A 24,337-nucleotide genomic window follows, 5' to 3' on the forward strand; every position below is an offset into this window, starting at 1 on the left:
CCCTTTTATAAAACAATCTGCCCAACATAATAATTATAGGATATGAACATGAAAAAGTCTTTTATAGGAATCCTGGCAGCAACCATCATCCTCAGCGGATGCGGCACAAGCCAGATGGCTGCAGGCGACCCTAACGCAGTGCTTGCAGGAGCTGCCATCGGAAGCAATGTAGGCGGTGCCATCGGCGGGCTGATAGGTGACAGTAACGGAGGCTGGCGAGGAGGATACCGGGGTTCTGCCATCGGCACCATCATAGGGACCATTGCGGGAGCTGCCATTGCCAATGCAGCCACAGCCCCCAAGAAGCAGGAGGAGTACAGCTACCGGATAGAAAGGACACAGCCCTATCCCCCGCAATCCGGAAGACAGCCGCAAGCATCGGCCATCGACCACTTGAGGATACAGAATATACGTTTCATTGACGACAGCCGAGACCACGTCATCAATTCGGGCGAAAACTGTAAAGTGATTTTTGAAATCATGAACGAAGGAAGCAAAACAGCCTACAACGTAGTGCCAGTAGTGGCGGAAACCACGGGTATGAAGCGCATTTACATATCATCATCGGTCATGATAGAGCAAATAACTCCACACAACGGTATGAAATACACCGCCAACATCAGTGCCGGAGAACGGATAAAGACGGGTAACGTCACCATACGCATAGCCATAGCCGACGAGTATGGGGACGAATATGACTGGCAGGAGTTTTCGTTGCCCACACAACGGTAGAACAATGTCTTAACAGTAGTTTTTAAAAAGAAATGGAACAACAGCAATCTTCTTTCAAAGAAAAAGAACGCATAGAATTACGGGAACCCCGACGCTTCAAAGTCACCATCTACAATGATGACTTCACCACCATGGAGTTTGTGGTAAAAGTACTCACCACCGTCTTTTACAAATCATCGGCAGAAGCGGAAACACTGATGCTGCAGGTGCACAAGAGCAACTCCGCGGTAGTGGGCATCTACTCATACGACATCGCCCACTCCAAAGTACAGAAAGCCACCCGCATGGCACGCAATGAAGGTTTCCCCCTCCGGCTCACCGTCACCCCGGAGGAAGAAGAATAAGAAGAAAGAAACAATATGGATATAAAAAATACGATATTCGTAAACCAAGCATTCGCTTCCGCACAAAGAAAGGCCGAGTCTTACCGGCACGAGTTCATCATGCCCGAACATCTGCTGAGCGCCATTATAGAGCAGGAACCCTTTATCCACACCCTGCAAGATACCTTCTACAATTATGTGGAGCTCAGCATCTCACTGGAAAACTATCTGACGGAAGAAGTGGAAACTATCCCCGACAATGTGGAATACGAGCTGGTACTTTCCGTCCAGCTCAGCTCACTCCTGCAACATGCCTATATGGTGACAGAGTATTCCAGCGCCGAAGAGCTGGGTGTTCCCCATCTGATACAAGGCTTGCTACAACTGGAAGATTCCTGGGCATGCCATTTCCTGAAGGAAGCAGTTGGCGGAGACCTGCCCGAATTCCTCAGTCTGCTCATTACCCACTACGAAGAAGCGGAGCTGGCAGCAGAAGCAGGTGATATGCCATCTCCCGATGAGCAAGAAAAAACAGAACCATGGCGTAACTACGTGACCTGCCTCAACGATTGCCTGGCAGACCACAATCCGCTTATCGGCAGGGAGATGGAGTTGGAGCGAACCATACAAGTGCTCTGCCGCAAGGAAAAGAACAACCCGTTGCATGTGGGCGAACCCGGCGTAGGCAAAACAGCCCTTGCCTATGGGCTTGCCGCCCGTATCGAAGCGGGCAACGTCCCCGAACGGCTTGCCGGCTTCCGCATCTATGAACTGGACTTGGGCAATCTGCTGGCAGGCACACAATATCGCGGTGATTTCGAAAAGCGGCTGAAAAGTATCATGGAAGGTGTCGGACGTGAAGGACGCGCCATCGTCTACATCGACGAGATACACAACCTGATAGGCGCCGGACGCACGGGCGAAGGCTCTATGGATGCCTCCAACATGCTGAAACCCTATCTGGAAACCGGAATAATACGTTTCATAGGCTCTACCACCTACGACGAGTACAACCGCTACTTCTCCCGCAGCAAGGGATTGGTACGCCGTTTCCAACAGATAGACATACTGGAACCGAGCATCGAAGAAGCCATACATATCGTAGAAGGTCTGAAAGAGAAATACGAAGCCTACCACGGCGTCACCTACGAACCCGACGTCATCCCCTATGCCGTAAAGGCAAGCGCCCGCTACATCAGCGACCGTTTCCTGCCCGACAAAGCCATCGACCTGATAGACGAAGCAGGAGCTTACCGAGAAATACATCCCACAGACTCCGAAGAACAGACCGTGGACAAGGTACTGGTAACCGACATATTGGCACGTACTTGTAAAGTAAATGCCCTCGCCATGAAAGAGGACGACACCGCCGCCTTGGAAAGCCTGCACGAACGTATCAGCTCCCGCATCTACGGGCAGGAAGAAGCCGTCCGTCAGGTGGTGGAAGCTGTGCAAATGTCCAAAGCCGGACTGCTGGACGAAAACAAACCGCTGGCAAGCCTGCTCTTTGTAGGCCCCACCGGAGTAGGAAAGACCGAAGTTGCCAAAGTGCTCGCCGCCGAGCTGGGCATCGCCCTGCAACGTTTTGACATGAGCGAATATACCGAAAAGCATACCGTAGCCAAACTGATTGGCTCGCCTGCCGGCTACGTGGGTTACGAGGACGGCGGCCTGCTGACCGACGCCATACGCAAGACCCCAAACTGCGTGCTACTGCTCGATGAGATAGAAAAAGCCCATCCCGACGTATTCAACATCCTGCTGCAAGTAATGGACTATGCCATACTGACCGACAACAAAGGGCGGAAAGCCGACTGTCGCCACGTGGTTCTCATCATGACCTCCAATGCCGGAGCACAATATGCCCGCCAAGCGTCCATCGGCTTCAACAGTCAGGTCACCGCCGGAGAAGCCATGCTGAAACAAGTCAAGAAAACCTTTAAGCCCGAATTCATCAACCGCCTTTCAGCCACAGTTGTCTTCCATGACATGGACCGCCCGATGGCATCACTTATCCTCGACAAGAAACTCGGAGAACTGGGCAGCAAGCTGTCCTCCCGCCAGGTGGAAATGGAATTGAGCCAAGAAGCACACGAATGGCTGCTCCAACGGGGCTTTATCCCCGAATACGGTGCCCGAGAGATGGACCGCGTGATAGCCTCGCACTTGAAACCTTTATTGATGCGCGAAATTTTGTTCGGCACACTGAAGGAGGGAGGGAAAGTCCGCGTGCAAGTGGAAAACGGAGCATTGAAACTACAACCCGCAACCGAATAACGATATGGTCTTTCAACTGACGAATAAACTTGCTTTCCCCGATCCTCACTACGGCGACCCCGACGGGTTGCTCGCCGTGGGCGGTGACCTCTCCATCGACCGCCTCATCCTGGCGTACTCCAACGGTATATTCCCCTGGTACGCATTTCGGGAAGAACTGATACAATGGTGGTGCCCGATGGACCGTTTTGTCATCTTTCCGGACGAAATACATATCTCCCACTCCATGCGTACACTCATCAACAAAGGAAAGTACGAAATCACCTTCAACGAAGCTTTTGAAGACGTCATACAAACCTGCGGAGAATTGCGGATGGAACAAGAAGGAGCCTGGCTTGGAACGCAGATGATGGAAGCCTATACACACCTGCACGAACAAGGCTTCGCCGCCAGCGTGGAAGTATGGGAAAAAGAACAACTGGTAGGTGGGCTGTACGGAGTGACCCTGGGACGTTGTTTCTTTGGAGAGAGCATGTTCTCACTCGTTCCCAGCGCCTCGAAGCTGGCCCTCATCCGTCTGGCCCAATTCTTCAGGGAACATGGAGGCGTCATGATAGATTGCCAGTTCGAAACCCCTCACCTCAAGACAATGGGAGGCAGGCACATCAGTTACGACGAATATATGACATACATCGAACAAGACTACCGCTTCTAAAAGTAATAACGAAATAAAGATTTGCAGTACAAACGGTCTGTTATGAGAGAAATATAGTATCTTTGCAACATCATGTTGCACCGTTTTACTACTTCCATAACCGACATTCCGCTTCCGGAAAGGTTCACCTATCCTTTCTGCTATACTCCGCACCCATTATGTATATTGGCAGCCAAAGAAGTACAAAGCTATCTTACCCGACAAACTGCATGGAAGGACGAACTGCGCCAAGGCAAAATGTTCGGGGTACTGATTGTACAAACCGAGCATGGAGAAACCGGATATTTAGCTGCATTCTCAGGCATATTGGCCGGAAAGAACCTACATCCCTTTTTTGTTCCTCCCGTATATGACTTGCTACAGCCACAAGGCTTTTTCAAGATAGAAGAAGAGAACATCTCTTCCATCAACCGCAACATCCGGCAACTGGAAAATGACAAAGCATATGCCGCCTTATCAGCAGAGCTTGCCCGGACCATTCAGTCAGCAGAAGACATACTGGCAACAGCCAAAGCACAGTTGAAAGAAGCCAAAACAGCCAGAGAACAGCGCAGAAAAGAAAAAGAACTCAATGCGCAGGAAGAAGCCGAACTGATACGGGAAAGCCAGTTCCAAAAGGCGGAATATAAACGCCTGGAACGTTCATGGAAAGCAAGGATTACCACACTGCAAACGCAGACAGAAGACTGGGAAAGACGGATTTCAGCATTGAAGTCTGAACGTAAAACCCGCTCTGCAGCATTGCAGCAAAAGCTATTCGAACAGTTCGGGATGCTGAATTACCGGGGAGAAGTCAAGAATCTCTGTGAGATATTCGGGCAGACCGTGCACAAGACACCTCCTGCCGGCGCGGGTGAATGTGCGGCCCCCAAACTGTTGCAACAAGCTTATCTGCATGGATGGAAACCGATTGCCATGGCCGAGTTCTGGTGGGGTGACTCCCCCAAGACAGAGATACGCCATCACGGGCACTATTATCCGGCTTGCAAAGGAAAGTGCGAACCTATACTGCAACACATGCTGCAAGGTCTACAAGTAGAGGAAAACCCCATGCTGAAAAGAATGCAGGTACCCTCCAAGAATCTGGAGATTGTTTACGAGGATTCATGGCTTTCGGTCATCAACAAACCGGCAGGAATGCTGTCTGTTCCCGGCAAGGAAGATGCAGTCTCCGTCTATAGCCTGATGCGTGGGCAATATCCCGAAGCTGACGGTCCTCTGACGGTGCATCGTCTCGACATGGCCACTTCCGGTTTAATGCTCATTGCCAAGACCAAGCGCGTACACCAGAACCTGCAGGCCCAATTCAAGAACCGCCTGGTCAGGAAACGTTATGTCGCATTGCTCGAGGGTGTTGTCCCAAAGGACAAAGGTACGGTCGACCTCCCGCTTTGCCTGAATCCACTTGACCGTCCACGACAAATGGTGCACACCGAACACGGGAAGCCCGCCATCACCGATTATCAAGTTCTGGAACGTCTGGACGGGAAACGGACCCGTATCGCTTTCTATCCGCGCACGGGAAGAACCCATCAGCTACGTATACATGCAGCACACCCGCTTGGCTTGCACTGCCCCATCATCGGTGATGAACTTTACGGGAAGAAAGCAAAACGGCTTTATCTGCATGCCGAGTATTTGGAATTTACGCATCCTATCACGGGAGAAACCCTAAGGATTACCAAAGAAGCTGAATTCTGACTGCCTACTGATTAATAACCAGCAAAGTAATGCAATAAATGATGATATTCCGACCTACCCCACAAGATTATGACGAACTGTTGACCGTCTGGAAAGCCTCTGTCCGCAGCACACACCACTTCCTGGCAGAAAAGGATATACAGTTTTACAAACCGCTGATAAGAGAGCAGTACTTTCTTGCCGTAGAGCTTTACATCATCCGCAACGAAAAAGAAGAAATTGCCGCCTTTATGGGACTGAGCGATGAACTCATCGAGATGTTGTTTGTCCGTCCTGACCAACAAGGTAAGGGATACGGAAAACGGCTCATGGAGTACGCCGTCCACCAAAAACACATCCACAAAGTGGATGTAAACGAGCAGAACGGACAAGCTTGCCGATTTTACCAACATATGGGATTCCAAGTGACCGGCCGGGACGAAACCGACCCGACGGGAAAGCCTTTCCCTATTCTGCATCTGCAATTACCAACCCCACCACAGATTACTCGGGTAGAACACAGATTATAATTTAGCAAACTTATGAAGATACATCACATCGCCATCTAGACCTTCCAACTGGAAGAGATGAAAGAGTTCTACACACGTTACTTCAACGGGAGCAGCAATGAAAAGTACATCAACCCCCAAAAAGGATTCGAATCTTATTTCCTTCACTTCGATGAAGGAATGGATTTGGAACTGATGAGCCGTACGGACATACAGAATACCCCTATTGAGGAAAACAGACTGGGACTGACCCACTTTGCCTTTGCCTTCGACAGCCAGGAAGCTGTCCTCCGACAGACAGAACGACTACGTACAGCGGGATATACCATCGCAGGAGAGCCCCGTACCTCCGGCGACGGATATTTTGAAAGTGTCGTCCTCGACCCGGACGGTAACCGTATAGAATGCGTATTCAGGGCATAGCCTCTCAATCAGAGGAAACAAAGCTTCTCAACAGTTTTATCTCCTCTGCCCAAAGCGATTCATCGGGCGTCTCCAAAATAATAGGTATACCGTCAAAACGCACATCTTGCATAAAACGCCGGAAGAAATCCATACCTATCAGCCCCTTGCCGATGCTGTCGTGACGGTCTACTCTGGAGCCGAGTGCTTTCTTGGAGTCATTCAGGTGTATACCGCGCAGATAGCCGAAGCCTACAGCCGCGTCAAACTCCTCAAACACCTTGTCATACTCATTCACTATATCATAGCCCGCTGTATACGTGTGGCAGGTATCAAGGCAAACTCCAACGCGAGACTTGTCATCCACCCGGTCAATGATATGTCCCAGTTGCCAGAACTCGTTTCCCACATTGCTACCCTGCCCGGCTGTGTTCTCTATGACAGCCACCACATCGTGCGTCTTGCCCAATATAAGATTAATGGATTCAGCGACCCTATCCAGACACTCTTCCACGGAAATCTTATTCAGATGGCTGCCCGGATGAAAATTCAGCAACTTCAGCCCTAATTGTTCGCAGCGCTGCATCTCATCCAGAAAAGCGGCGCGGCTTTTCTGTAGCCCTTCTTCTTCGGGATGCCCTAAATTTATCAGATAACTGTCGTGAGGCAGGATGCAGCGGGAATCGAAACCAAGCTTCCCGCAATTTTCCTTAAACAATTCAATACTATCAGCCGCCAGCGGCTTTGCCACCCACTGACGCTGGTTCTTGGTAAACAAGGCAAAAGCATTTGCCCCTATCTCACCGGCATTGACGGGAGCCGCTTCCACTCCCCCACTGGCCGATACATGTGCACCTATAAATTTCATAATCTTATTGTATTTGTTCTTTCATGAATTCCCACTGGCATTTTTTCATGTCTACACACCCATTCTTTCTGAACGTCACGCCCTCTGCCTCCAGCAAAGCCCGCTGTTCAGTCCAGCACGGTGCCAGCCTGCCCTGGCTGTTCACTACCCGATGGCAGGGCAAACACATGCCGTCGGGCACATCGTGCATGGCATGTCCCACCATGCGCGAACATTGAGGTCTTCCGACAAGATAGGCTATCTGTCCGTACGTCACCACCCGCCCCGGAGGGATTGCGACCACTACATTATAAACCTCCTGCTGAAAAGTGTCTTTGTCCATAAAAGTCTGGTTTGGGAAGGCAAAGATATGATAAATTCAGCAGGTATGCGAACAGACGTTACAAGAAAGTGGCTGCCCCGAGCGGATTGTATGTATAGGTGACATTACGGGCACGGATGATTTCGCCCGTCGGGGTAAACAATATCTGATATTTCGTCTGGAGATTTGCCATCCCTACCTCTACCGCCACGATGGACTGCCATTTGGGAAACTGTACCCAAGTGACATTCTGCACCATCCCTCCGGAATATTCACTGGCGGCAAAAGCATTGTAAACGGCAGGGGGCACTTCGTCCATTGTCTCCCAGTCCGTCTGTTGCATTACCCATTGCGCCTGCCCGTCAAACCAGACTTTCGTATCAAAACCAGAAAAGAGAATTTCAACTTACTCATAACTTCATCAGATTATCATGTTATGAGAAGAACGGCGTATGGCAGATTTTGTTCACCGGCAACTCTCAACCATTCAACAGTTAAAAAGAGATATCCATTGTAATTCAATAGAAAATGACTAACTTCACACCAGAAATTCAGAAATATGATAAGAATACATCCCATATCCGGCAACAAAAAGCAATATCTTGACCTGCTGCTGCTTGCCGACGAACAAGAGTCCATGATTGACCGTTATCTGGAACGGGGAGAGATGTTCATCCTATCCGATAATGATACAGTCAAAGCGTCTTGTGTAATCACCTGCGAGGATAAAGGAATCTACGAAATAAAGAGCATAGCTGTCTATCCGGAATACCAGCGCCAGGGATATGGAAGACAACTGATAGCATTCGTTCTTGAACATTATAAAGACCGGTGCCATACTATGCTTGTCGGCACTGGAGACAGTCCGCTAACCATCCCCTTCTATGAAAGCTGCGGATTTGCATACTCACACCGGGTACCCGATTTCTTTATCGATAATTACGACCACCCCATATTTGAAGGAGGCAAGCAACTGAAAGACATGATTTATCTGAAAAGGACGCTTCAACCAAAATAATATCCCATATTTGCATATCACTTAACTCCACACATTATGGAAGCTAAACTTTGCCAAAGCTGCGGAATGCCCTTGTCATCTGCAGAAGTACTCGGAACCAATGCCGACGGTAGCCTCAACGAGGAATATTGCATCTATTGCTACCAGCACGGCAATTTTGCACAAGACTGCACTATGGACGAAATGATAGAACATTGTGCACAGTTCACCGACGAATTCAACAAGGATTCCGGAATGAATTTCACTAAAGAGGAAGCCATAGCCGGTATGAAAGAATGCTTCCCGACCTTGAAACGCTGGCAGTCCAAACAATAAACATGCCGTCCCGTATCGAGCAGGAAAAACAGACAGTAGAACGGATGGTCCGCCTCTACTGCCGGAAAAAGGAAGGTAACAAGCAATTGTGTCCCCGATGCGAGGAATTGCTGGGATATGCCCGCATTCGTCTTTCACGCTGTCCTTTCGGTGAGAATAAATCCACCTGCAGGCAATGCAGCATTCACTGCTACAAGCCCGAAATGAAAGAACGGATGCGTGAAGTCATGCAGTATGCCGGACCACGGATGCTGTTGTACCATCCCGTGGCGGCACTCCGCCATTTGTGGCAGGAGTATGTCCATCAGTATTTCACCAAACGTTTCGGAGTCCCACGCCAGGAACAGCACAAACAATAAACCGTATCCAGGTCGTATCCTTCCAATGAAGAGGTGCTGTCTTTAGGCACAATCTCGCCTTTGTCAGAGATGTAGACCGGCAGGCGCTCACCTTGTCCGTTCATCACAAAAAATGCCCCCACCTTGCACTGGGGGCATACCATCTTACGCATCATCAATTGAAATAATACAAAAATATAGCCACCCCTTCCAGTGCCTTCTTCTTTTCACCTTGTATCTCGATGGCAAACTTTATTTCCGCCTTTGCCACACCGCGCAGATTCGACAGAGATTGCAAATGGGCAACCAGTCGGATGCTCTGTCCGGACAATACCGCCTGACCGAACTTCATCTTGTCCATGCCATAATTAATCATCATCTTCAGGTTGTTCACTTCAATAATCTGGTTCCACAGATATGGCAACATGGACAAGGTGAGATACCCATGTGCAATGGTGCTCTTAAAAGGGCTTTCCACTTTGGCGCGTTCCGTATCGACGTGTATCCACTGATGGTCCAATGTCGCATCAGCAAACAGATTGATACGCTCCTGAGGAAGCTCTACATATTCCGAAACACCGATTTGCTGGCCTACCAGCTTTTCAAAATCCTCGTACGAGTTGATAATCACTTTTTCCATTACTCTCTATTTTATTGATAAATTATAAATTCACACGCTTTATCCACATATCCGCCATTCGTTTATGCCCTGCAGGAGTGGGGTGGATACCGTCCCAAATCCAATAGGGGTCTTGAGAAGCCGGAGAGTGTTTCCACTGATACCACGATTTTAAAAAGCATATTCCTTTTCCGGAAAATCTCCTTGATAATGACTTGCACACAAATACATATAGCCGCTACCATAAATATGGTTCATATCACAGAATCTCCGATAAACAAGACACGCAGACCACTTGCATGGAGCAAGAGTGACATGCAGAAAAAACCATTACAAAGAGTCCAATACGCTTCATGTCATTTTCTTGTCAGGATGCAAAAATTGCAACAAATATACGTCTTATTCCCGCAAGTACAAAAACTCGGGTATCTTTTTCCCATTTCCTCAAAACAGATACAACCTTTATTTTTTATTTCCGTTCATCACATATTAATTTGGAAATAATATATCTTTGTCAATATCTTAATTGTTGTGACAGAACAAAAACATCACTATTAAAGAGTGATTGCCGTAGATTCGACAATGGGCGTGGGAAGTACATTCACCGTGGAACTGCCCTGCCAGACAAGATAAGCCTGACAACAAACGAAAAACAATGATTTATGACCGCACAGAAAGAATTTACCCTGACCCCTCGCCGGCGTGGCTTTCACCTGGTGACAGAGGAGATTATACGTAACCTTCCCCCTCTTCCACCTGCCGGAATCCTGCATCTGTTCATCAAGCATACAAGCGCAGGCCTCACCATCAACGAAAATGCAGACCCTGACGTACAGACAGACATGGAAGCCATCTTCAACCGCCTCGTAAAAGAGCGGGAACCTTATTACCAACATACATGCGAAGGGGATGACGACATGCCCGCCCATGCCAAAGCAACTCTCAGCGGAACCAGCCTTACGATTCCCATCACCAACGGACGCCTGAACATGGGTACCTGGCAAGGCATCTATCTCTGCGAGTTCCGCAACCGGGGCGGAGGAAGAAGAATTGTAGCAACCGTCATCGGATAATCCCCTATCATCATGCAGAAAGCCATCATCATCGGTGCCACTTCAGGCATCGGACAAGAAGTAGCCAGGATACTTGTACAACAAGGCTGGCATATAGGCATTGCCGGCAGAAGGAAAGAGGCATTGCATGCCCTGCAAACCACCGCACCCGACCGGATAGTCACGGAACAGCTGGACGTTACGGAAGAGACCGCGACCCTACACCTCCATAACCTGATAGAAAAGTTGGGAGGCATGGACCTGTTTTTCCTAAGTTCCGGCGTAGGACATCAAAACCGGAACTTACAACCGGACATCGAACTGAACACGGCACGTACCAACGTAGAGGGATTTACCCGCATGGTGACTGCCGCTTTCAACTATTTCAAGGAAAAAGGCTCCGGACATATTGCTGTCATCAGTTCCATTGCAGGCACTAAAGGACTAGGCGTTGCACCGGCCTACTCTGCCACCAAACGCTTCCAGAATACCTATATCGAAGCGCTGGCACAACTTGCCCGGATGCAGCATCTTGACATACACTTCACCGACATCCGTCCGGGATTTGTTGCCACCGATTTACTGAAAAGCGGAAAATACCCGATGCTGATGAAAGCAGACCGTGTAGCACAGCACATAATCAAGGCTTTAAGAGAAAAGAGACGGATAGTTGTCATTGACGGACGCTACCGGGTACTGGTGTTTTTTTGGCGTATGATTCCACGATGGCTATGGGAAAGGTTGCCTATAACGAATTGATTTCGTATCTTCACGTCTCCAAACAGAAATATACATACAGACATGAAGAAAAATTCAAAATATATCGTGCTTACGGCTGCCATTGCACTGTGTGCAGGTTCCAGCCTCCCCTTCCTCGCAGGCAGCAGTACGCTGAATCCTGAACGCGATTCCATAAAATCCGAAGTTCCCTACTGCGTGACCTCTCCCAGCGTACCGGACAAGATTACTTTTGCCGGGCAGGATATTGACCTGCTGCGCTATGACCATCGCGAGCGTATGGACCGCGAACTGATGTCATTCACCTACATGCACTCCACCACCATGCTCATGGTGAAGCGTGCCAACCGCTACTTCCCCGTCATAGAACCTATACTGAAAGCCAACGGCCTGCCCGATGACTTCAAGTACCTCGCTGTGATAGAAAGCAACCTGAACCCGCTAGCCAAATCGCCTGCGGGTGCTGCAGGCCTATGGCAGTTCATGCCTGCCACCGGACGTGAATTCGGCCTGGAGGTGAACAGCAACATCGACGAACGATACCATATCGAGAAGGAAACCAAGGCAGCCTGCAAATACCTGAAAGACGCCTATCAGAAATATGGAAACTGGCTGTGCGTGGCTGCCGCCTACAATGCCGGACAAGGGCGCATCTCCACACAGATGCAAAGACAAATGGTAGACCAAGCCGTCGACTTGTGGCTGGTAGAAGAAACTTCGCGTTACATGTTCCGCCTGCTGGCAGCCAAAGCCGTCATCAGCAATCCGCAACAGTACGGTTTTCTGCTGAAACGGGAACATCTTTATCCGCCCATACCCTGCACGGAAGTGGCTGTCACAACGGGTATTGCCAACCTGGCACAGTTTGCCAAAAGTAAAGGCATCACCTATGCCCAACTGAAAGACGCCAACCCTTGGCTACGGGATACCTTACTGATGAATAAAAGCGGACGTACTTATACACTGAAGATACCTACGCAGGATGGAATGCATTACGACCCCAAGAAAACAGTACCCCACGACAAGAACTGGGTCATCAATTAACAATGCGAATCAGTAGTTGAAACTAATTCCTTTTTTTATCGGTCATGAGCCGAAACAAAAGTCGGATGGCAATCTGCATTATTTACAAATAGTACAGATTCGAGATACAGTGCCATATTGAACCTAATTCAGTCGTATACTGAATGCCATTCAATCGTATACTGAATAGGGTTCAGTCGTATACTGAATGCAGGCCATCTTAAACACGCAGATAATCAAGATATTACAAACCGCCATCATCACTTCATTAAATCACGACAATTCATCAAAATATCATTGTACTCGTTTCAGGGCCGTTATGCCCCGTTTCAACCACAGATTCGTATTAATAAACTATGATGAGGGATATTTGCTGCAACCGGGCAGGAATTTCCCGAGATGACAGTGGAAAATCGAATAAAAGGAATCACTGCTGTTTCTCCGTCAGATATTTCCAGTAGCGCACGGGCATGTCTTGCTTGTGTTTTCGGGGATTGAGGCGTTCCTTGATGCAGATTGCCTTGAAATAGGTTTTCCAGAGAGACTGGAAAAGCCGTTCGTCTTCGTCCATCAGACTTTCGTCGAGCATGCCGGTGACAAGATGTCCTTCGCGACTGTCCTCACCAAAAGTCACTTGGCGCACCTCCTTCAAGTCGTAATAGTAGCCATAGGCTCGCCTGATGTCATAAATCAGCCAACGCTGGTCGGCAAAACGGTCCTTGAAATGCCCCGTCACCAAAGGAAGGGCATTCTTCTCGGGCTCGACGGCCGCAAAGAAAGTACCGTCCGCAGCCTTCTGAAAACGGACAAACTGAAGCAGGCGTATACGCTCCCAATCCACCCGCTTCCACATACGGGAGAACTCCAGCACATCAGGATCGGCAAAATTCGTTTCAATGGAGCGAGGAGCATCTATCGCCTTGCGGATATAGCGGAACAGCAGCATGGGAGTTTCCGGTTCCTCCGCCAGCCAGCACTGGGCGAGGCAGGCAAGTGCCGCAGACGACAGTTTCTTCTGCAATCCCCGCCAGACGCGGCCGGATTTCTCTTCATCGGTTATCACTGTAAATATTTCATCGCAGAACAATGGAAGAGGCTCTCCTTCCAACAACAGTGCATCGGGGAAAGTGCGGCGGGAATAGGCTTCAAAAACAGAAGTCAACAATCCCTCAAAAGTCTTATCGTATAAAAAAATATTCATTCGCCAAAATCAAGCATCAACTGCCTCTCATCCACTTTCTTCTTGTTCGGTTTGGGCAACAGCAGGCTGCGTACCCCTTGCGGAGTCAGCTCATTGACCGTGTGCATCGGCAACTCGCAGCAGGTAATGAAATACTGTGCCTTCTTCATCACCACCCCTATCTTCTTCAACTGATAGAAACCTATCTTGGAGAAACGCCGGGAAGCCACTATCAGCCGTGCCGACTTCACGCCGATGCCCGGCACGCGAAGCAACAGTTCATAATCCGCCTTGTTCACATCGACCGGAAACTGCTCAGGATGACGCAAAGCCCAGGACAGCTTGGGGTCAATCTCCAAATCAAGGTCCGGATAGGCATCATCCACTATTTCCTCCACCTTGAACTGATAAAAACGCATCAACCAATCAGCCTGGTAGAGCCGGTTTTCACGTACTAAAGGGGGCTGTTTTAAGGCCGGCAGGCGCTTATCGTAGGTATTGACGGAAATATAGCCCGAATAGTAGACACGTCGCATCGTAGGTCCCTTGTAGAGGGCCGACGAAAGATACAGAATATCCTTGTCCGTCTCGGCAGTAGCACCTACTATCATCTGTGTGCTTTGTCCGGCAGGAGCGAAACGAGGAGCATGGCGGTGTTTCTTGCGTTCTTCCGAACTTTCAAGGACACCCTGCTGGATGTAGCGCATAGGCGCATACACACTCTTATGGTCTTTCTCCGGAGCAAGCAGTTTCAGATTCTCTTCCTTCGGTATTTCGACATTGACGCTGAGACGGTCGGCATAAAGCCCTGCCTCATTCACCAGTTCGCGGCTGGCGCCGGGAATGCTTTTCAGATGGATATAACCGTTGAAACGATGGATGGTACGGAGATCCTTGGCAACACGCACCAATCGTTCCATTGTGTAATCGGGATTACGCACCACCCCACTGCTCAGAAAAAGCCCTTCGATATAGTTGCGGCGATAGAACTCCATGGTGAGGCCTACAAGCTCGGTCACCGACAGCGTGGCACGCGGCAGGTCGTTGCTGCGGCGGTTGATGCAGTAGGCACAATCGTAGATACAATAATTGGTAAGCATCACTTTGAGCAGAGAGATGCAACGGCCGTCCTCGGCAAAACTATGGCAGATGCCCCAGCCACCCACAGCATTCCCCAGCATGCCTGCCTTGCCGGAGCGTACCGTACCACTGGAGGAGCAAGAGACGTCATACTTTGCCGACTCTGCCAGTATCTTCAGTTTATTGAGAACGTTTTCATCCATAATACCTGCGCCAAAAGTAATAATAATACTTTTAAAAACAAAAAAGACCGCCAAACGTGGCAGTCTTTCACAGCATAAGATATGCTTTTTTTCTTACTTCTTAGAAGCTTCCAAAGATGCTTTGCGGAATTCCTTCATAGCTTTTTCGATTTCCAAAGAAGCCTTACGAGCACGAGTTCCTGCTGCCTTATTACCGTTTTCCAACTGAGCGTTTGCATCTTTTGAGAAGTCTGCATACAATGCAGCTACTTTTTCAACTAATTCTTTCATAATCCTTTTCAAATTACTTCGTTAATAATGTCTGGCAAAAATACATTCTTTCTTGAAATAAATACAGAAAAACGATATTTTTTTTGAAATATTCGGTAAAATCGCCTCAAAAAGGGGCTCTTACGCGTTTTTTATCTACTTTTGCAAGCATGAAAACGCTTACTGACACCGAGTATATACACGCTCTCATAGCTGAAGGAGAGCATCAACAACAGGATTTCAAGTTCGAAATATCCGACGCCCGCAAGATAGCCAAAACCCTTTCAGCCTTTGCCAATACAGACGGCGGAAAACTGCTCATTGGAGTGAAAGACAACGGGAAAATTGCCGGTATCCGTTCGGACGAAGAACAATATATGATAGAAGCGGCTGCCGGACTTTATTGCAGTCCCGAAGTGAACTACACCATGCAGACCTATCTGGTGGAAGGACGCAGTGTGCTGGTGGTACAAATCGAGGAAAGTGACCGGAAGCCGGTATACGCCAAGGACGAAACAGGAAAATACTTGGCCTATCTGCGCATCAAGGACGAAAACATCCTGGCTACTCCCGTTCATCTACGCGTCTGGCAGCAAAGCGGAAGTCTGAAAGGAGAACTGATAGAATATACCGAACGGGAACAACTGCTGCTCAATCTGCTGGAAGAAAACAACCGCCTTTCACTGAACCGTTACTGCCGCCTAGCGCATCTTTCCCGACGCACCGCCGAACATCTGCTGGCAAAGTTTGTTCGTTATGACATCGTGGAGCCTGTGTTTGAAGGGCACAAATTTCACTTCAGGCTGAAATAGGCAAGGAGATTCCATCAGGTTCGTCCAGATTTGCCCATGCCGCAAGTTGCAGCACAACAGACTTCATATTGCTGATTATCAAAAATTTGCAAAAGCTCATCTCTATAACAACAGAAGCAATCTTGAATAACGACAGAGGGTAGTAGTTGTTTTGTGCAGGTTTTTTACTGCAAATAGATTACTGTATATATACATTGATGCGAATAATAAATCTGATAAACGACCTGCTCCGGATCTACATCCTCATCGCCCTGCTGTTGGGATAATCGGAAAATATGCTTTCAGGCTGCCTTAAGACTACCGCGCACAGAAAAGCACCGATATCCAAGACCCCGTTTTCACCAAGAACTGCCTGAAAGAGGTAGAAAAAGACATAGAGTGCTGGTGATAACCAACTTATTTCGTACTTTTGCAGCCGAAACCGCCGGATGACCTGCGATTTTGTAAATTGTAATCAATAATTCGTAATTTGATATGAGTTTATTTGCCAAACTATTCAACAAGAATACCGAAGAAGTATCTTCGAAGAATGTAGAAGATTTCGTGTCACTGACACGCGTCTACTTCCAGTCTGTAATAGCCGCCAATCTGGGCATCACCAACATCCGCTTTGTGCCGGATGTAGCCAATTTCAAGCGTCTGTTCAAAATCCCCACGCAGGGAGGACGCTTGGGACAAGCGGAAAAGGCCGCTTCGCGCAAAATGCTGATGCAGGACTACGGTATCAGTGAAAACTTCTTCAAGGAAATTGACACTTCTGTCAAAAAGCACTGTCGTACACAAAATGACGTACAAGGCTACCTCTTCATGTATCAGGGCTTCTCCAATGATCTTATGATGCTGATGGGAAACCTGATGCAGTGGAAATTCCGCATGCCTTCCATCTTCAAGGGAGCACTGCGCAGCATGACCGAAAAAACCGTACACGATGTCTGCACAAAAACCGTATGGAAAAAGGACGATGTACACAAGACGGCATCGGCAGTACGCCAGTACAAAGAGCGTCTGGGATATTCGGAACAATGGATGACCGAGTACGTTTACAACGTAGTGATGCTGGCCAAAAAGGAACCGAAACAGAAAGCCAACGAAGAGAAATAAAAGAATAAGAATTCTAACTGGAAACAGTAGAATATGGTGGAGTCCGGCAAGCCTAATGCCGCCGGCTGGCGGCTGGCTGGTTCATTGACAACCAAAGCCTCCTGCCTCCACCAACTGCAAGCCATGGGAGAAGACGCCGAAGAATATGCCATCATCCGGAACTATACGAAAGGCAAGACGATTGGAAAGTATGGAAATAGAACAACACCCTTTAGAACCCTTCCTTCCCGGCAATGCCCGTCTGCTGATGCTGGGAAGTTTTCCTCCGCAGAAAAAACGGTGGTCCATGGAGTTTTACTATCCCAACTGGAACAATGACATGTGGAGGATTACCGGATTACTTTTCTTCAATGACAAGGATTATTTTGTAGACAAGACGAAGAAGGCTTTCTGCAAAGCACGCCTCATCAGTTTCCTGCAGGAAAAAGGTATTGCCTTGTTCGACACAGCCTCTGCCATACGGCGCCTGCAAGACAACGCCTCGGATAAGTTTCTGGAAGTGGTGCAACCCACGGACATCCCTGCCCTGCTACACCGGATACCTCAATGCAAGGCTATCGTCACCACCGGCGAGAAGGCGACGGATACGCTGTGCACACAGTTCTCCATCGACAAACCCAAAGTAGGAGACTTCACAGAGTTTCTTTTTGAAAACCATCCGATGCGTCTCTACCGGATGCCTTCTTCCTCGAGAGCCTACCCGCTGGCACTGGAAAAAAAGGCAGCTGCCTATCGCATTATGTATCAGGACTTACAGATGCTATAAGCAACTTTCTTTATAAAATAAGTACGTATATTACTTGTATATTTGAAAGTTTACATTACCTTTGCAGCCGCAAACACGGGAGTAGCTCAGTTGGTAGAGCACCGGTCTCCAAAACCGGGTGTCGGGAGTTCGAGCCTCTCCTCCCGTGCAACAACGAACCGTTGTAAATCACGAATTTACAGCGGTTTTATCCGTTTAGGTCGGACGAAAGTCGGACAGATTTAATTCTTGATTGTCTAACATCCTACGTTTTCATACTTGAAAAACGTAGAAAAAAATGTTTTCTAAAAAAAGAAAAGGTTCTTCCTTAGCAACCATAGTAAGCTATACGTTACCCACCCTCCATACTGGCAAGAACTGGTATGTGGATTTCACCGCATACGACCCAGCAGAACAAAAGATGAAGCGCAAGAAATATATGCTGGATGGAATAAGCAAAATCACCGAACGTAGAAAAAGAGCTGCTGATATTATTGCAACTGTTACCGCCAGACTTCGTTCCGGATGGAACCCATGGGCAGATTTATCTAATTCTCGCCAATATGCAAAAGTGGAAGATGTGATTAAGATGTATGCAAAATACCTTGATAAACTGCAAAAAGCCGGCAGCATCAAACCCAATACATTCACAGACTACAATAAGAGACTACGTGTACTCTGTGATTATATGCAAAACCACACCTTGCCAATCATGTACATTTACCAATTCAACCTAACCTATATTAGTGATTTCCTGGACTATCTCCTACTTGACCGTGATTCAAGCGCCCGTACCCGAAACAATTATAAGATATGGCTCTCATCATTCTGCTCATGGTTAGTCGAAAAACAATATATGGAAACTAACCCGTGCGAACATATAAAATCACTCAAGGAAGAAGATAAAAAACGCACTGCAATCTCTCCGGAGGATTTAAAGCGAATCACTAAATATCTGTCAGAAAATGACCCTTATTATCTTCTTGTCTGCCGAATGGAGTATTACACGTTTATTCGTCCAGAAGAACTGACAAACATTAAGCTATGCGATATAAACCTAAAGGAGCAAAAGATACTTGTAGCATCAAACATCTCTAAAAATCGACGAGATGGCATGGTCGGATTGAATGATGAAATAATAAAACAAATGATTGATTTACATATATTCGATAACGACACCAACTGCTATTTATTCAGTAAAGGCTTCAAACCTGGTTATAAAAAGATTACTACCCGAGTGATTAGAGACAGATTCTATAAGCTCCGTTCAGTTCTAAAGTTACCGGATACCTATTTATTTTACAGTTTCAAAGATTCCGGAATCCGTGACTTAGCTAACTCTGCCGGTATAGTAGTTGCCCGTGATCAGGCAAGGCATGCTGATATATCAACGACAAACAAATATTTGAAAGGAAGTTCTCTGACAGTACATGAAGAAACAAAACACTTTGTCGGAGAACTATAAAGGAGCGGCTTATTCAGCCACTCCTTCCACAGCTTCCTTCAACCGCCAGATATTGGTATGAATATACGAGACGCGTCGATTATATACTCCAAGAATAAAAAGCCCCGACCGCTACCAGCCAGGGCATACACCTATCCGCCGATAAGTACAACTTTCTACGTGGACAAATATAGCTATATGCTACCACATAAACAAATTATAGCTCACTCCGGCACCGACATACCATCCACCCGGGCCATACCCAGCCTGCAAGCCAAGTCCCCACCTACGCTTATCCTTTACCTTGATGGTATGATAGATATCATTCGTCACCGTCTGATACACAGTCTTCGGATACACCACCATACTATCCAGCCGAGGGTCTACATACCCACCTACCACAGCACGATACGAACTGTCTCTATATACCACTTGTTTACGACGGAGCAAGGTATCACCTATCCGTGTCGTATCATCCGGCACGAAACGCCAGAACACAGCCATCGGTGCAGAGATAAGCATCGTATCTACTTTGACAACCGTCTTTATCTTCGTCTCTACACGAACTTCAGCCGGAGGCTGCTCATGCGGACGGAACCAAGCCGTCACACAAGCAATTGCCAGCAGTACAATCAATATCCACGGTAACTTTTTCATTCCTCGAACCTTAAATCGTTTATACGGTTCATCCAGCCTCTCTTAAATTTATTGTTCGCCGGACGAGAACGGCATATATCCTCGATGAAGTCAAACCGTGCAATCTTAATCATGTCGAACAACTCACGCGGGTTCCTGGCATTCACCGCAGCAAGTGTCTTAGGACCTACTATTCCATCCACAGTAACACCAAGCAAACGTTGAGGAATCTTTATTCCATGCGTACCGGATGCCCACACCCAATCGACAAGGATATTCGCCACAGACTGGCTCGTTATCAAATCTGCCTTCCACCTATCCCAATAATGCGGCTTTAGCACCCGGTTAACGACATCCTCACGGGTAAGCAGACGCAGGTCATCCACGTCTATATCACCGTCACCGTCCTTGTCATAGCCGCATGACTTCCACGTACCGATAGTCACTCCCATGTTCGTTGCGCCTCCAAGGTCTGCCGGGTCATTCACGAAACCGCCTTCCCATTTGAGAATCCACGGCGCTAATTTATACACATTCGCCATTTCAATTTTCCTCCTTATTCAATTAATACCCATTTTGCGGTTCTCTATCACCGCACTTCTTTCTCTCACACCGTTTCAGTGCCAGTTCCAGTTTCAGGTCAGAATTAGTCTCCTTCAGTGTAAACAGCTCATCCTGTGCCTTACGGAGCCGGTCAGTCTGCTCCACAAACCGCTGTTCCTTCTCCGAAAGCTGCTTCTGAAGGAACTCGTTGTACTCCCGTAATGCCTTGAACTCCTCGACATCCGCATGGGCATCCTCAATACGCGCGTTGGTCTTACGGGACATCCACCACTTGATAAGCTGCTTGATGCCCTCGATGCCACCGAGTGCGGTTACCAACATAACCCAATCATTCATATCCATTTCACCAATTCATTTAATAATCTACTAATAACCATATCTTTGTCCGACACCGCACAAATGTACATCAGACGAAATCAAACAAGTTGTTGAATTACAATTTTCCACTGACATTCCGTGACAGCAAAAGTAATTGCTTCCACAGCCTCGAAAAAGGACATAAAAAAAGAGCTCGATGACAACGTAAGTTGCCACCAAGCTCTTGATTATATGCAAAGATAGGTGTTATTTTGTGTAAATCAAAGCATTAGATAAGGAATATTTCCCTATCTTTGTGGAAAGGAAAAGGTTATGGTTAGTTTTACAATGACAGATTTTGCTAATATTTCTTTAATAACACTATTGACAGTTGGAGGACTCGCATTATTCATAGGAATATGCAGGCTTATAGCCAAAATACTTGTTGATAGCGGAGCTACTTTTATTTTCCCTCATCCTTCTGAATTTGAGGAGTCTGAGGTGGATAAATAAAAGTGCTGCCGTCTCCATCTACACCTCCAGCCTCTAAGATGAAATTTAATATCCTATTGCAGTTTTCTCCTTTCAGCTTATTTGCAATTTTAATATACTTCAATTTATACATCGTCATAATGTAGCACTTATTCTGTTTCTCCATTTCTTCTATAACCATAATAACTTTGCTTGCAATGTAATCTATTGATTCTGCATCACCGCCTATAACAACTTCGTTTAAAGCTTCCATATATAGGTCGAAAGCATTAATATAGAATGAATGAAAATAAAACTTATCCCTCGCATACAAAGAATATCCCTTGATTGTATGCGTTATCTTTCCCAATTTCGCATCAACCTTTTCATTAATGACTTTGAGAAGATAATCCTTTGCAAAGAAATAATTGGCTATTTGAAAGCCTATTAATACCGTTACCAATATCGATAACACACCTACCAATGCAGCCATCAAATCAATATTCATTGGCTCTGTCTTAACATAAAACATTCCAATAGCACTACCTACGCAGATTATGGCGAAAATTCCACATATTGCAATAGCAAAATTCTTTCTCATAGTATTAATAAAAAATGGCGAATCCCCTATAAAGAAGTGTCCCCACCGGCATAGATACCGGAACCCGACTGACTACGGGTTACACTCCTTCATAGAGGATTCATGTTGTTTCTATTGTTTCGGGGATTACAAATATAGAAACAGAGTTCGGTATTTCCTAATTTTAGACTTCCATTCTTCGCAAATGGTCATCCAATGTTTTAGGATTGCATTTAAGCTTACGACAGATAGCAGCCTTCGAATATCCGTATTCAAGCATAGTTTTAATCAACCCTTCTTTACCAGTAAGCTTATAGTGCGAATTATGTCCACCCTTATGTCGGCCAAGCTTCTGCCCTTCGGCAACACGCCTGGCAAGGCCTTCTTTGGTCCGTTGGCTTATCAGGTCTCTCTCTATCTGGGCAGATAGGGAGAAGGCGAAAGCAAGTATTTGAGATTGAATGTTATTGCCCAATTCATATTTTTCTTTTACGGTTAGAACCGTGATTTTCTTTTGCATAAGTGTATTGAGGATTGACATAACTTCCATTAAACGGCGACCAAGCCTACTTATTTCAGAAGCTATAAGCGTATCACCTTTTTTCAGTTTCTTAATAAGTGGACCCAATTTTCGCTTTTGAACGGACTTGGTTCCGGATACCGTTTCCGATATCCACTTATCAATATTTAATTCTCTGACACGGGCAAACTTCTCGATTTCGAAGCGTTGGTTCTCAACTGTTTGTTTGTCTGTTGATACTCTAATGTATGCGTAAATCATTTTTTACGCAAAGATATGCAACTCAACGGCATGGCAGAAAATAACACATTCTGATAAGGTGCCTATCCAAAGTAACCGGATTGCATTGTAGCCTTCTGCAGATGGCAGCTTTTGAATAACCGTATTCAAACATCTTTTTTATTAACCGCTCTTTTCCAGTCAATTTATAATGGGAATTCTGAACACCAGGTTTTCGTCCAAGCTTCATCCCCATGGCTACCCTCCTGGCAAGTCCGGCTTTGGTTCTCCTTGATATATCTTCTCGCTCCCTTTGAGCAAATAAGACCTTTAAAAACGTATCTTGCACAGAATCTGAATCATCTTTAATAAGCTTGTCATCACGGATTTCCACAATATTGGCTTTGGCAATCAGACAATGAGATATGATAGCTATAACCATATACGCACAGCGTCCAAGCCTTGAAAGTTCCGTAACATATATGGTATCGCCTTGGTCTATCGTATTCAGTATCTTGCCTAATTTCCGCACATTGGGATGCCTGGCACCAGACACACTCTCTTCAATCCATTTATCTATGATGAGCCCCTTGCGCTTGCAGTATTCAGTTATCTCGTACCGCTGGTTTTCAACGGTCTGTTTCTCACTGCTCACTCTGATATAACCGTAATTCATAGCCTTCTGTTTTTCTCCTTTAAAAGTAAGAATTTATCTGCAATTAATAAAGCATCGAACATAAAGTTTTCATAATCCGGAGGATTCGCCCATTAAATGTGTAATAGTTATGGCAGAGAAACAAGATATACCGATGAACCAGTTCCAGACAGTAACGGATGTAGCGTACATCTATGCAGAGTCATCTAATGGTTCACAGGTTAAGATTAAGAAGAGTGATTTGGTAAATATTATGAATACATTAATAGGAGGCATATTTCCAAAATTGTATCCTACTCCTTTTATTGACAAAGTAAAAGGCTTCATCGTTAAAACTAAAATAAGTGTGGCGCAATATTGTGCCATACGGTTACAATGTTCTATAGGTTTTAACCAAAATCATATGGGTAATGAAAATTTCTCTGTTAACATTAAGTTTTGGGATAACAATTTTTCTAATGGTGATCTTTCCAAAGAAAATTACTTTTTATCAATATGTAACTATGTTATATGTTACGTTGATGATGACAATACTTTCAGTTTTTATATAAACAGCATGAGGGATAACCATTCCGGTGGCTATCTCATGCTGTATGCCATATCTAATGTTGCTGGAAACGCCAACCAGATTATTTCTATGAAAGCGGTAGCCGCAGAATATGTTGTTGGTTCTCATGCCAAGGAAAAGAAAATTTCCATTTCATAAGTCTTTATTAGGCTGTTCATTTTTC

The 24,337-nt window shown here is 46.6% G+C and carries 31 protein-coding genes, 1 tRNA gene and 1 pseudogene; 19 read left to right on the forward strand and 14 right to left on the reverse strand.

Features of this window, described 5'->3' with window-relative positions; genetic code table 11:
• The first annotated feature begins 42 nt into the window (after positions 1-42).
• From HU824_RS01280 to HU824_RS01310, 7 genes are all read left to right on the forward strand, one after another.
• Positions 43-732, forward strand: a complete 690-nt coding sequence (locus tag HU824_RS01280) for a glycine zipper family protein (RefSeq protein ID WP_176467809.1) — start codon at positions 43-45, stop codon at positions 730-732.
• A 32-nt stretch (positions 733-764) separates the two neighbouring features.
• Positions 765-1,076 carry an ATP-dependent Clp protease adaptor ClpS gene (locus tag HU824_RS01285; RefSeq protein WP_005826483.1) on the forward strand — a complete coding sequence of 104 codons (312 nt, stop codon included), beginning with the start codon at positions 765-767 and terminating at the stop codon, positions 1,074-1,076.
• A gap of 15 nt (positions 1,077-1,091) precedes the next feature.
• Positions 1,092-3,332, forward strand: a complete 2,241-nt coding sequence (locus HU824_RS01290) for an AAA family ATPase (RefSeq protein ID WP_176467810.1) — start codon at positions 1,092-1,094, stop codon at positions 3,330-3,332.
• A gap of 4 nt (positions 3,333-3,336) precedes the next feature.
• Positions 3,337-3,987 carry a leucyl/phenylalanyl-tRNA--protein transferase gene (gene aat, locus HU824_RS01295; protein WP_176467811.1) on the forward strand — a complete coding sequence of 217 codons (651 nt, stop codon included), beginning with the start codon at positions 3,337-3,339 and terminating at the stop codon, positions 3,985-3,987.
• A 72-nt stretch (positions 3,988-4,059) separates the two neighbouring features.
• The gene (locus HU824_RS01300; RefSeq protein ID WP_176467812.1) at positions 4,060-5,688 is read left to right on the forward strand and encodes an RluA family pseudouridine synthase; all 1,629 of its coding nucleotides are present in this window, start codon (positions 4,060-4,062) and stop codon (positions 5,686-5,688) included.
• A gap of 38 nt (positions 5,689-5,726) precedes the next feature.
• A complete protein-coding gene (locus HU824_RS01305) occupies positions 5,727-6,197 on the forward strand; it encodes a GNAT family N-acetyltransferase (protein WP_176467813.1) in 471 nt (156 codons plus the stop codon).
• A 57-nt stretch (positions 6,198-6,254) separates the two neighbouring features.
• Complete coding sequence (locus HU824_RS01310) at positions 6,255-6,599, forward strand: VOC family protein (RefSeq protein WP_255260433.1); 345 nt, start codon at positions 6,255-6,257, stop codon at positions 6,597-6,599.
• Between the two features lie 4 nt (positions 6,600-6,603).
• Here HU824_RS01310 and nfo read toward each other — a convergent pair whose 3' ends face one another.
• The 3 genes and pseudogenes from nfo to HU824_RS01325 form a co-directional block, all read right to left on the reverse strand.
• On the reverse strand, positions 6,604-7,446 hold the full coding sequence (gene nfo, locus HU824_RS01315) for a deoxyribonuclease IV (RefSeq protein ID WP_136009449.1): 843 nt from the start codon (positions 7,444-7,446) through the stop codon (positions 6,604-6,606).
• 4 nt (positions 7,447-7,450) lie between these two features.
• Positions 7,451-7,768 carry an MGMT family protein gene (locus HU824_RS01320; RefSeq protein WP_176467814.1) on the reverse strand — a complete coding sequence of 106 codons (318 nt, stop codon included), beginning with the start codon at positions 7,766-7,768 and terminating at the stop codon, positions 7,451-7,453.
• A 58-nt stretch (positions 7,769-7,826) separates the two neighbouring features.
• Positions 7,827-8,138, reverse strand: a pseudogene (locus HU824_RS01325) (PepSY-like domain-containing protein); the annotation flags it as partial.
• Positions 8,139-8,306: 168 nt separating this feature from the next.
• Between HU824_RS01325 and HU824_RS01330 the strand changes: the two are divergent.
• Genes HU824_RS01330 through HU824_RS01340 form a run of 3 tightly spaced genes read left to right on the forward strand, consistent with a single transcriptional unit; the run spans position 8,307 to position 9,439 of the window.
• A complete protein-coding gene (locus tag HU824_RS01330) occupies positions 8,307-8,765 on the forward strand; it encodes a GNAT family N-acetyltransferase (RefSeq protein WP_005835863.1) in 459 nt (152 codons plus the stop codon).
• Between the two features lie 36 nt (positions 8,766-8,801).
• The gene (locus HU824_RS01335) at positions 8,802-9,080 is read left to right on the forward strand and encodes a zinc ribbon domain-containing protein (RefSeq protein ID WP_176467815.1); all 279 of its coding nucleotides are present in this window, start codon (positions 8,802-8,804) and stop codon (positions 9,078-9,080) included.
• Between the two features lie 2 nt (positions 9,081-9,082).
• A complete protein-coding gene (locus HU824_RS01340) occupies positions 9,083-9,439 on the forward strand; it encodes a nitrous oxide-stimulated promoter family protein (protein ID WP_176467816.1) in 357 nt (118 codons plus the stop codon).
• Here the strand turns inward: HU824_RS01340 and HU824_RS01345 are convergent.
• Positions 9,385-9,591 (reverse strand): hypothetical protein, encoded by a 207-nt coding sequence (locus HU824_RS01345; RefSeq protein WP_176467881.1) that lies wholly within the window; start codon positions 9,589-9,591, stop codon positions 9,385-9,387. The genes HU824_RS01340 and HU824_RS01345 overlap by 55 nt on opposite strands.
• 2 nt (positions 9,592-9,593) lie before the next feature.
• Positions 9,594-10,058 (reverse strand): MaoC family dehydratase, encoded by a 465-nt coding sequence (locus HU824_RS01350; protein WP_005826461.1) that lies wholly within the window; start codon positions 10,056-10,058, stop codon positions 9,594-9,596.
• A gap of 641 nt (positions 10,059-10,699) precedes the next feature.
• On the opposite strand from HU824_RS01350, the gene HU824_RS01355 reads away from it, so the two are divergent.
• Genes HU824_RS01355 through HU824_RS01365 form a run of 3 tightly spaced genes read left to right on the forward strand, consistent with a single transcriptional unit; the run spans position 10,700 to position 12,871 of the window.
• Complete coding sequence (locus HU824_RS01355) at positions 10,700-11,110, forward strand: secondary thiamine-phosphate synthase enzyme YjbQ (RefSeq protein WP_136009446.1); 411 nt, start codon at positions 10,700-10,702, stop codon at positions 11,108-11,110.
• 12 nt (positions 11,111-11,122) lie between these two features.
• The gene (locus HU824_RS01360) at positions 11,123-11,848 is read left to right on the forward strand and encodes an SDR family oxidoreductase (RefSeq protein ID WP_176467817.1); all 726 of its coding nucleotides are present in this window, start codon (positions 11,123-11,125) and stop codon (positions 11,846-11,848) included.
• A 42-nt stretch (positions 11,849-11,890) separates the two neighbouring features.
• On the forward strand, positions 11,891-12,871 hold the full coding sequence (locus tag HU824_RS01365) for a lytic transglycosylase domain-containing protein (protein WP_176467818.1): 981 nt from the start codon (positions 11,891-11,893) through the stop codon (positions 12,869-12,871).
• A gap of 406 nt (positions 12,872-13,277) precedes the next feature.
• On the opposite strand, the gene HU824_RS01370 is transcribed toward HU824_RS01365, so the two are convergent.
• From HU824_RS01370 to HU824_RS01380, 3 genes are all read right to left on the reverse strand, one after another.
• Entirely contained in the window at positions 13,278-14,051 is a 774-nt protein-coding gene (locus HU824_RS01370) for a TIGR03915 family putative DNA repair protein (protein WP_176467819.1), read from the reverse strand.
• On the reverse strand, positions 14,048-15,313 hold the full coding sequence (locus tag HU824_RS01375; RefSeq protein WP_136009442.1) for a putative DNA modification/repair radical SAM protein: 1,266 nt from the start codon (positions 15,311-15,313) through the stop codon (positions 14,048-14,050). The genes HU824_RS01370 and HU824_RS01375 overlap by 4 nt, the downstream gene beginning before the upstream one ends.
• A 93-nt stretch (positions 15,314-15,406) precedes the next feature.
• Positions 15,407-15,583 (reverse strand): histone H1, encoded by a 177-nt coding sequence (locus HU824_RS01380; protein WP_005826447.1) that lies wholly within the window; start codon positions 15,581-15,583, stop codon positions 15,407-15,409.
• 149 nt (positions 15,584-15,732) lie between these two features.
• Between HU824_RS01380 and HU824_RS01385 the strand changes: the two genes are divergently transcribed.
• The 5 genes from HU824_RS01385 to HU824_RS01405 all read left to right on the forward strand — a co-directional run bounded on the left by HU824_RS01385 (position 15,733) and on the right by HU824_RS01405 (position 19,685).
• Positions 15,733-16,374, forward strand: coding sequence for a helix-turn-helix domain-containing protein (locus HU824_RS01385; protein ID WP_176467820.1), 642 nt, complete (start codon positions 15,733-15,735; stop codon positions 16,372-16,374).
• Between the two features lie 474 nt (positions 16,375-16,848).
• Positions 16,849-17,475, forward strand: a complete 627-nt coding sequence (locus tag HU824_RS01390; protein WP_176467821.1) for a hypothetical protein — start codon at positions 16,849-16,851, stop codon at positions 17,473-17,475.
• A gap of 190 nt (positions 17,476-17,665) precedes the next feature.
• Positions 17,666-18,241: a uracil-DNA glycosylase family protein gene (locus HU824_RS01395; RefSeq protein WP_136009439.1), complete on the forward strand. Its 576-nt coding sequence runs from the start codon at positions 17,666-17,668 to the stop codon at positions 18,239-18,241.
• Positions 18,242-18,316: 75 nt separating this feature from the next.
• Positions 18,317-18,389, forward strand: a tRNA-Trp gene (locus tag HU824_RS01400).
• Between the two features lie 129 nt (positions 18,390-18,518).
• The gene (locus HU824_RS01405) at positions 18,519-19,685 is read left to right on the forward strand and encodes a site-specific integrase (RefSeq protein WP_176467822.1); all 1,167 of its coding nucleotides are present in this window, start codon (positions 18,519-18,521) and stop codon (positions 19,683-19,685) included.
• Between the two features lie 180 nt (positions 19,686-19,865).
• Here the strand turns inward: HU824_RS01405 and HU824_RS01410 are convergent, their stop codons facing one another.
• The 6 genes from HU824_RS01410 to HU824_RS01435 form a co-directional block, all read right to left on the reverse strand.
• Positions 19,866-20,321, reverse strand: coding sequence for a DUF6808 domain-containing protein (locus tag HU824_RS01410; protein WP_176467823.1), 456 nt, complete (start codon positions 20,319-20,321; stop codon positions 19,866-19,868).
• The gene (locus HU824_RS01415) at positions 20,318-20,842 is read right to left on the reverse strand and encodes a glycoside hydrolase family 108 protein (RefSeq protein WP_176467824.1); all 525 of its coding nucleotides are present in this window, start codon (positions 20,840-20,842) and stop codon (positions 20,318-20,320) included. The genes HU824_RS01410 and HU824_RS01415 overlap by 4 nt, the downstream gene beginning before the upstream one ends.
• A gap of 22 nt (positions 20,843-20,864) precedes the next feature.
• On the reverse strand, positions 20,865-21,206 hold the full coding sequence (locus HU824_RS01420) for a hypothetical protein (RefSeq protein ID WP_117652696.1): 342 nt from the start codon (positions 21,204-21,206) through the stop codon (positions 20,865-20,867).
• 418 nt (positions 21,207-21,624) lie between these two features.
• Positions 21,625-22,233 carry a hypothetical protein gene (locus tag HU824_RS01425; RefSeq protein WP_176467825.1) on the reverse strand — a complete coding sequence of 203 codons (609 nt, stop codon included), beginning with the start codon at positions 22,231-22,233 and terminating at the stop codon, positions 21,625-21,627.
• A gap of 163 nt (positions 22,234-22,396) precedes the next feature.
• Entirely contained in the window at positions 22,397-22,993 is a 597-nt protein-coding gene (locus tag HU824_RS01430) for a master DNA invertase Mpi family serine-type recombinase (RefSeq protein WP_176467826.1), read from the reverse strand.
• 22 nt (positions 22,994-23,015) lie between these two features.
• The gene (locus HU824_RS01435; RefSeq protein ID WP_176467827.1) at positions 23,016-23,627 is read right to left on the reverse strand and encodes a recombinase family protein; all 612 of its coding nucleotides are present in this window, start codon (positions 23,625-23,627) and stop codon (positions 23,016-23,018) included.
• A 109-nt stretch (positions 23,628-23,736) separates the two neighbouring features.
• Between HU824_RS01435 and HU824_RS01440 the strand changes: the two genes are divergently transcribed.
• Positions 23,737-24,312, forward strand: a complete 576-nt coding sequence (locus HU824_RS01440; RefSeq protein WP_176467828.1) for a hypothetical protein — start codon at positions 23,737-23,739, stop codon at positions 24,310-24,312.
• The last annotated feature ends 25 nt before the right edge of the window (positions 24,313-24,337 follow it).

Origin of the sequence: Bacteroides sp. L10-4 (genome assembly GCF_013373675.1) — a bacterium.
GTDB classification, from domain to species: Bacteria; Bacteroidota; Bacteroidia; order Bacteroidales; family Bacteroidaceae; genus Bacteroides; species Bacteroides muris.

Bases quoted from the DNA above. Each gene is read 5' to 3' on its own strand.
- HU824_RS01305 (WP_176467813.1), top strand. From the start codon at position 5,727: ATGATGATATTCCGACCTACCCCACAAGATTATGACGAACTGTTGACC.
- HU824_RS01365 (WP_176467818.1), top strand. From the start codon at position 11,891: ATGAAGAAAAATTCAAAATATATCGTGCTTACGGCTGCCATTGCACTG.
- HU824_RS01425 (WP_176467825.1), bottom strand. From the start codon at position 22,233: ATGAGAAAGAATTTTGCTATTGCAATATGTGGAATTTTCGCCATAATC.
- HU824_RS01370 (WP_176467819.1), bottom strand. From the start codon at position 14,051: ATGAATATTTTTTTATACGATAAGACTTTTGAGGGATTGTTGACTTCT.
- HU824_RS01330 (WP_005835863.1), top strand. From the start codon at position 8,307: ATGATAAGAATACATCCCATATCCGGCAACAAAAAGCAATATCTTGAC.
- HU824_RS01310 (WP_255260433.1), top strand. From the start codon at position 6,255: ATGAAAGAGTTCTACACACGTTACTTCAACGGGAGCAGCAATGAAAAG.
- HU824_RS01290 (WP_176467810.1), top strand. From the start codon at position 1,092: ATGGATATAAAAAATACGATATTCGTAAACCAAGCATTCGCTTCCGCA.
- HU824_RS01285 (WP_005826483.1), top strand. From the start codon at position 765: ATGGAACAACAGCAATCTTCTTTCAAAGAAAAAGAACGCATAGAATTA.
- HU824_RS01300 (WP_176467812.1), top strand. From the start codon at position 4,060: ATGTTGCACCGTTTTACTACTTCCATAACCGACATTCCGCTTCCGGAA.
- HU824_RS01350 (WP_005826461.1), bottom strand. From the start codon at position 10,058: ATGGAAAAAGTGATTATCAACTCGTACGAGGATTTTGAAAAGCTGGTA.
- HU824_RS01320 (WP_176467814.1), bottom strand. From the start codon at position 7,768: ATGGACAAAGACACTTTTCAGCAGGAGGTTTATAATGTAGTGGTCGCA.
- HU824_RS01410 (WP_176467823.1), bottom strand. From the start codon at position 20,321: ATGAAAAAGTTACCGTGGATATTGATTGTACTGCTGGCAATTGCTTGT.
- HU824_RS01440 (WP_176467828.1), top strand. From the start codon at position 23,737: ATGGCAGAGAAACAAGATATACCGATGAACCAGTTCCAGACAGTAACG.
- HU824_RS01375 (WP_136009442.1), bottom strand. From the start codon at position 15,313: ATGGATGAAAACGTTCTCAATAAACTGAAGATACTGGCAGAGTCGGCA.
- HU824_RS01390 (WP_176467821.1), top strand. From the start codon at position 16,849: ATGAGTTTATTTGCCAAACTATTCAACAAGAATACCGAAGAAGTATCT.
- HU824_RS01415 (WP_176467824.1), bottom strand. From the start codon at position 20,842: ATGGCGAATGTGTATAAATTAGCGCCGTGGATTCTCAAATGGGAAGGC.
- HU824_RS01395 (WP_136009439.1), top strand. From the start codon at position 17,666: ATGGAAATAGAACAACACCCTTTAGAACCCTTCCTTCCCGGCAATGCC.
- HU824_RS01430 (WP_176467826.1), bottom strand. From the start codon at position 22,993: ATGATTTACGCATACATTAGAGTATCAACAGACAAACAAACAGTTGAG.
- HU824_RS01335 (WP_176467815.1), top strand. From the start codon at position 8,802: ATGGAAGCTAAACTTTGCCAAAGCTGCGGAATGCCCTTGTCATCTGCA.
- HU824_RS01420 (WP_117652696.1), bottom strand. From the start codon at position 21,206: ATGGATATGAATGATTGGGTTATGTTGGTAACCGCACTCGGTGGCATC.
- HU824_RS01405 (WP_176467822.1), top strand. From the start codon at position 18,519: ATGTTTTCTAAAAAAAGAAAAGGTTCTTCCTTAGCAACCATAGTAAGC.
- HU824_RS01345 (WP_176467881.1), bottom strand. From the start codon at position 9,591: ATGCGTAAGATGGTATGCCCCCAGTGCAAGGTGGGGGCATTTTTTGTG.
- HU824_RS01340 (WP_176467816.1), top strand. From the start codon at position 9,083: ATGCCGTCCCGTATCGAGCAGGAAAAACAGACAGTAGAACGGATGGTC.
- aat (WP_176467811.1), top strand. From the start codon at position 3,337: ATGGTCTTTCAACTGACGAATAAACTTGCTTTCCCCGATCCTCACTAC.
- HU824_RS01380 (WP_005826447.1), bottom strand. From the start codon at position 15,583: ATGAAAGAATTAGTTGAAAAAGTAGCTGCATTGTATGCAGACTTCTCA.
- nfo (WP_136009449.1), bottom strand. From the start codon at position 7,446: ATGAAATTTATAGGTGCACATGTATCGGCCAGTGGGGGAGTGGAAGCG.
- HU824_RS01385 (WP_176467820.1), top strand. From the start codon at position 15,733: ATGAAAACGCTTACTGACACCGAGTATATACACGCTCTCATAGCTGAA.
- HU824_RS01355 (WP_136009446.1), top strand. From the start codon at position 10,700: ATGACCGCACAGAAAGAATTTACCCTGACCCCTCGCCGGCGTGGCTTT.
- HU824_RS01360 (WP_176467817.1), top strand. From the start codon at position 11,123: ATGCAGAAAGCCATCATCATCGGTGCCACTTCAGGCATCGGACAAGAA.
- HU824_RS01280 (WP_176467809.1), top strand. From the start codon at position 43: ATGAACATGAAAAAGTCTTTTATAGGAATCCTGGCAGCAACCATCATC.
- HU824_RS01435 (WP_176467827.1), bottom strand. From the start codon at position 23,627: ATGAATTACGGTTATATCAGAGTGAGCAGTGAGAAACAGACCGTTGAA.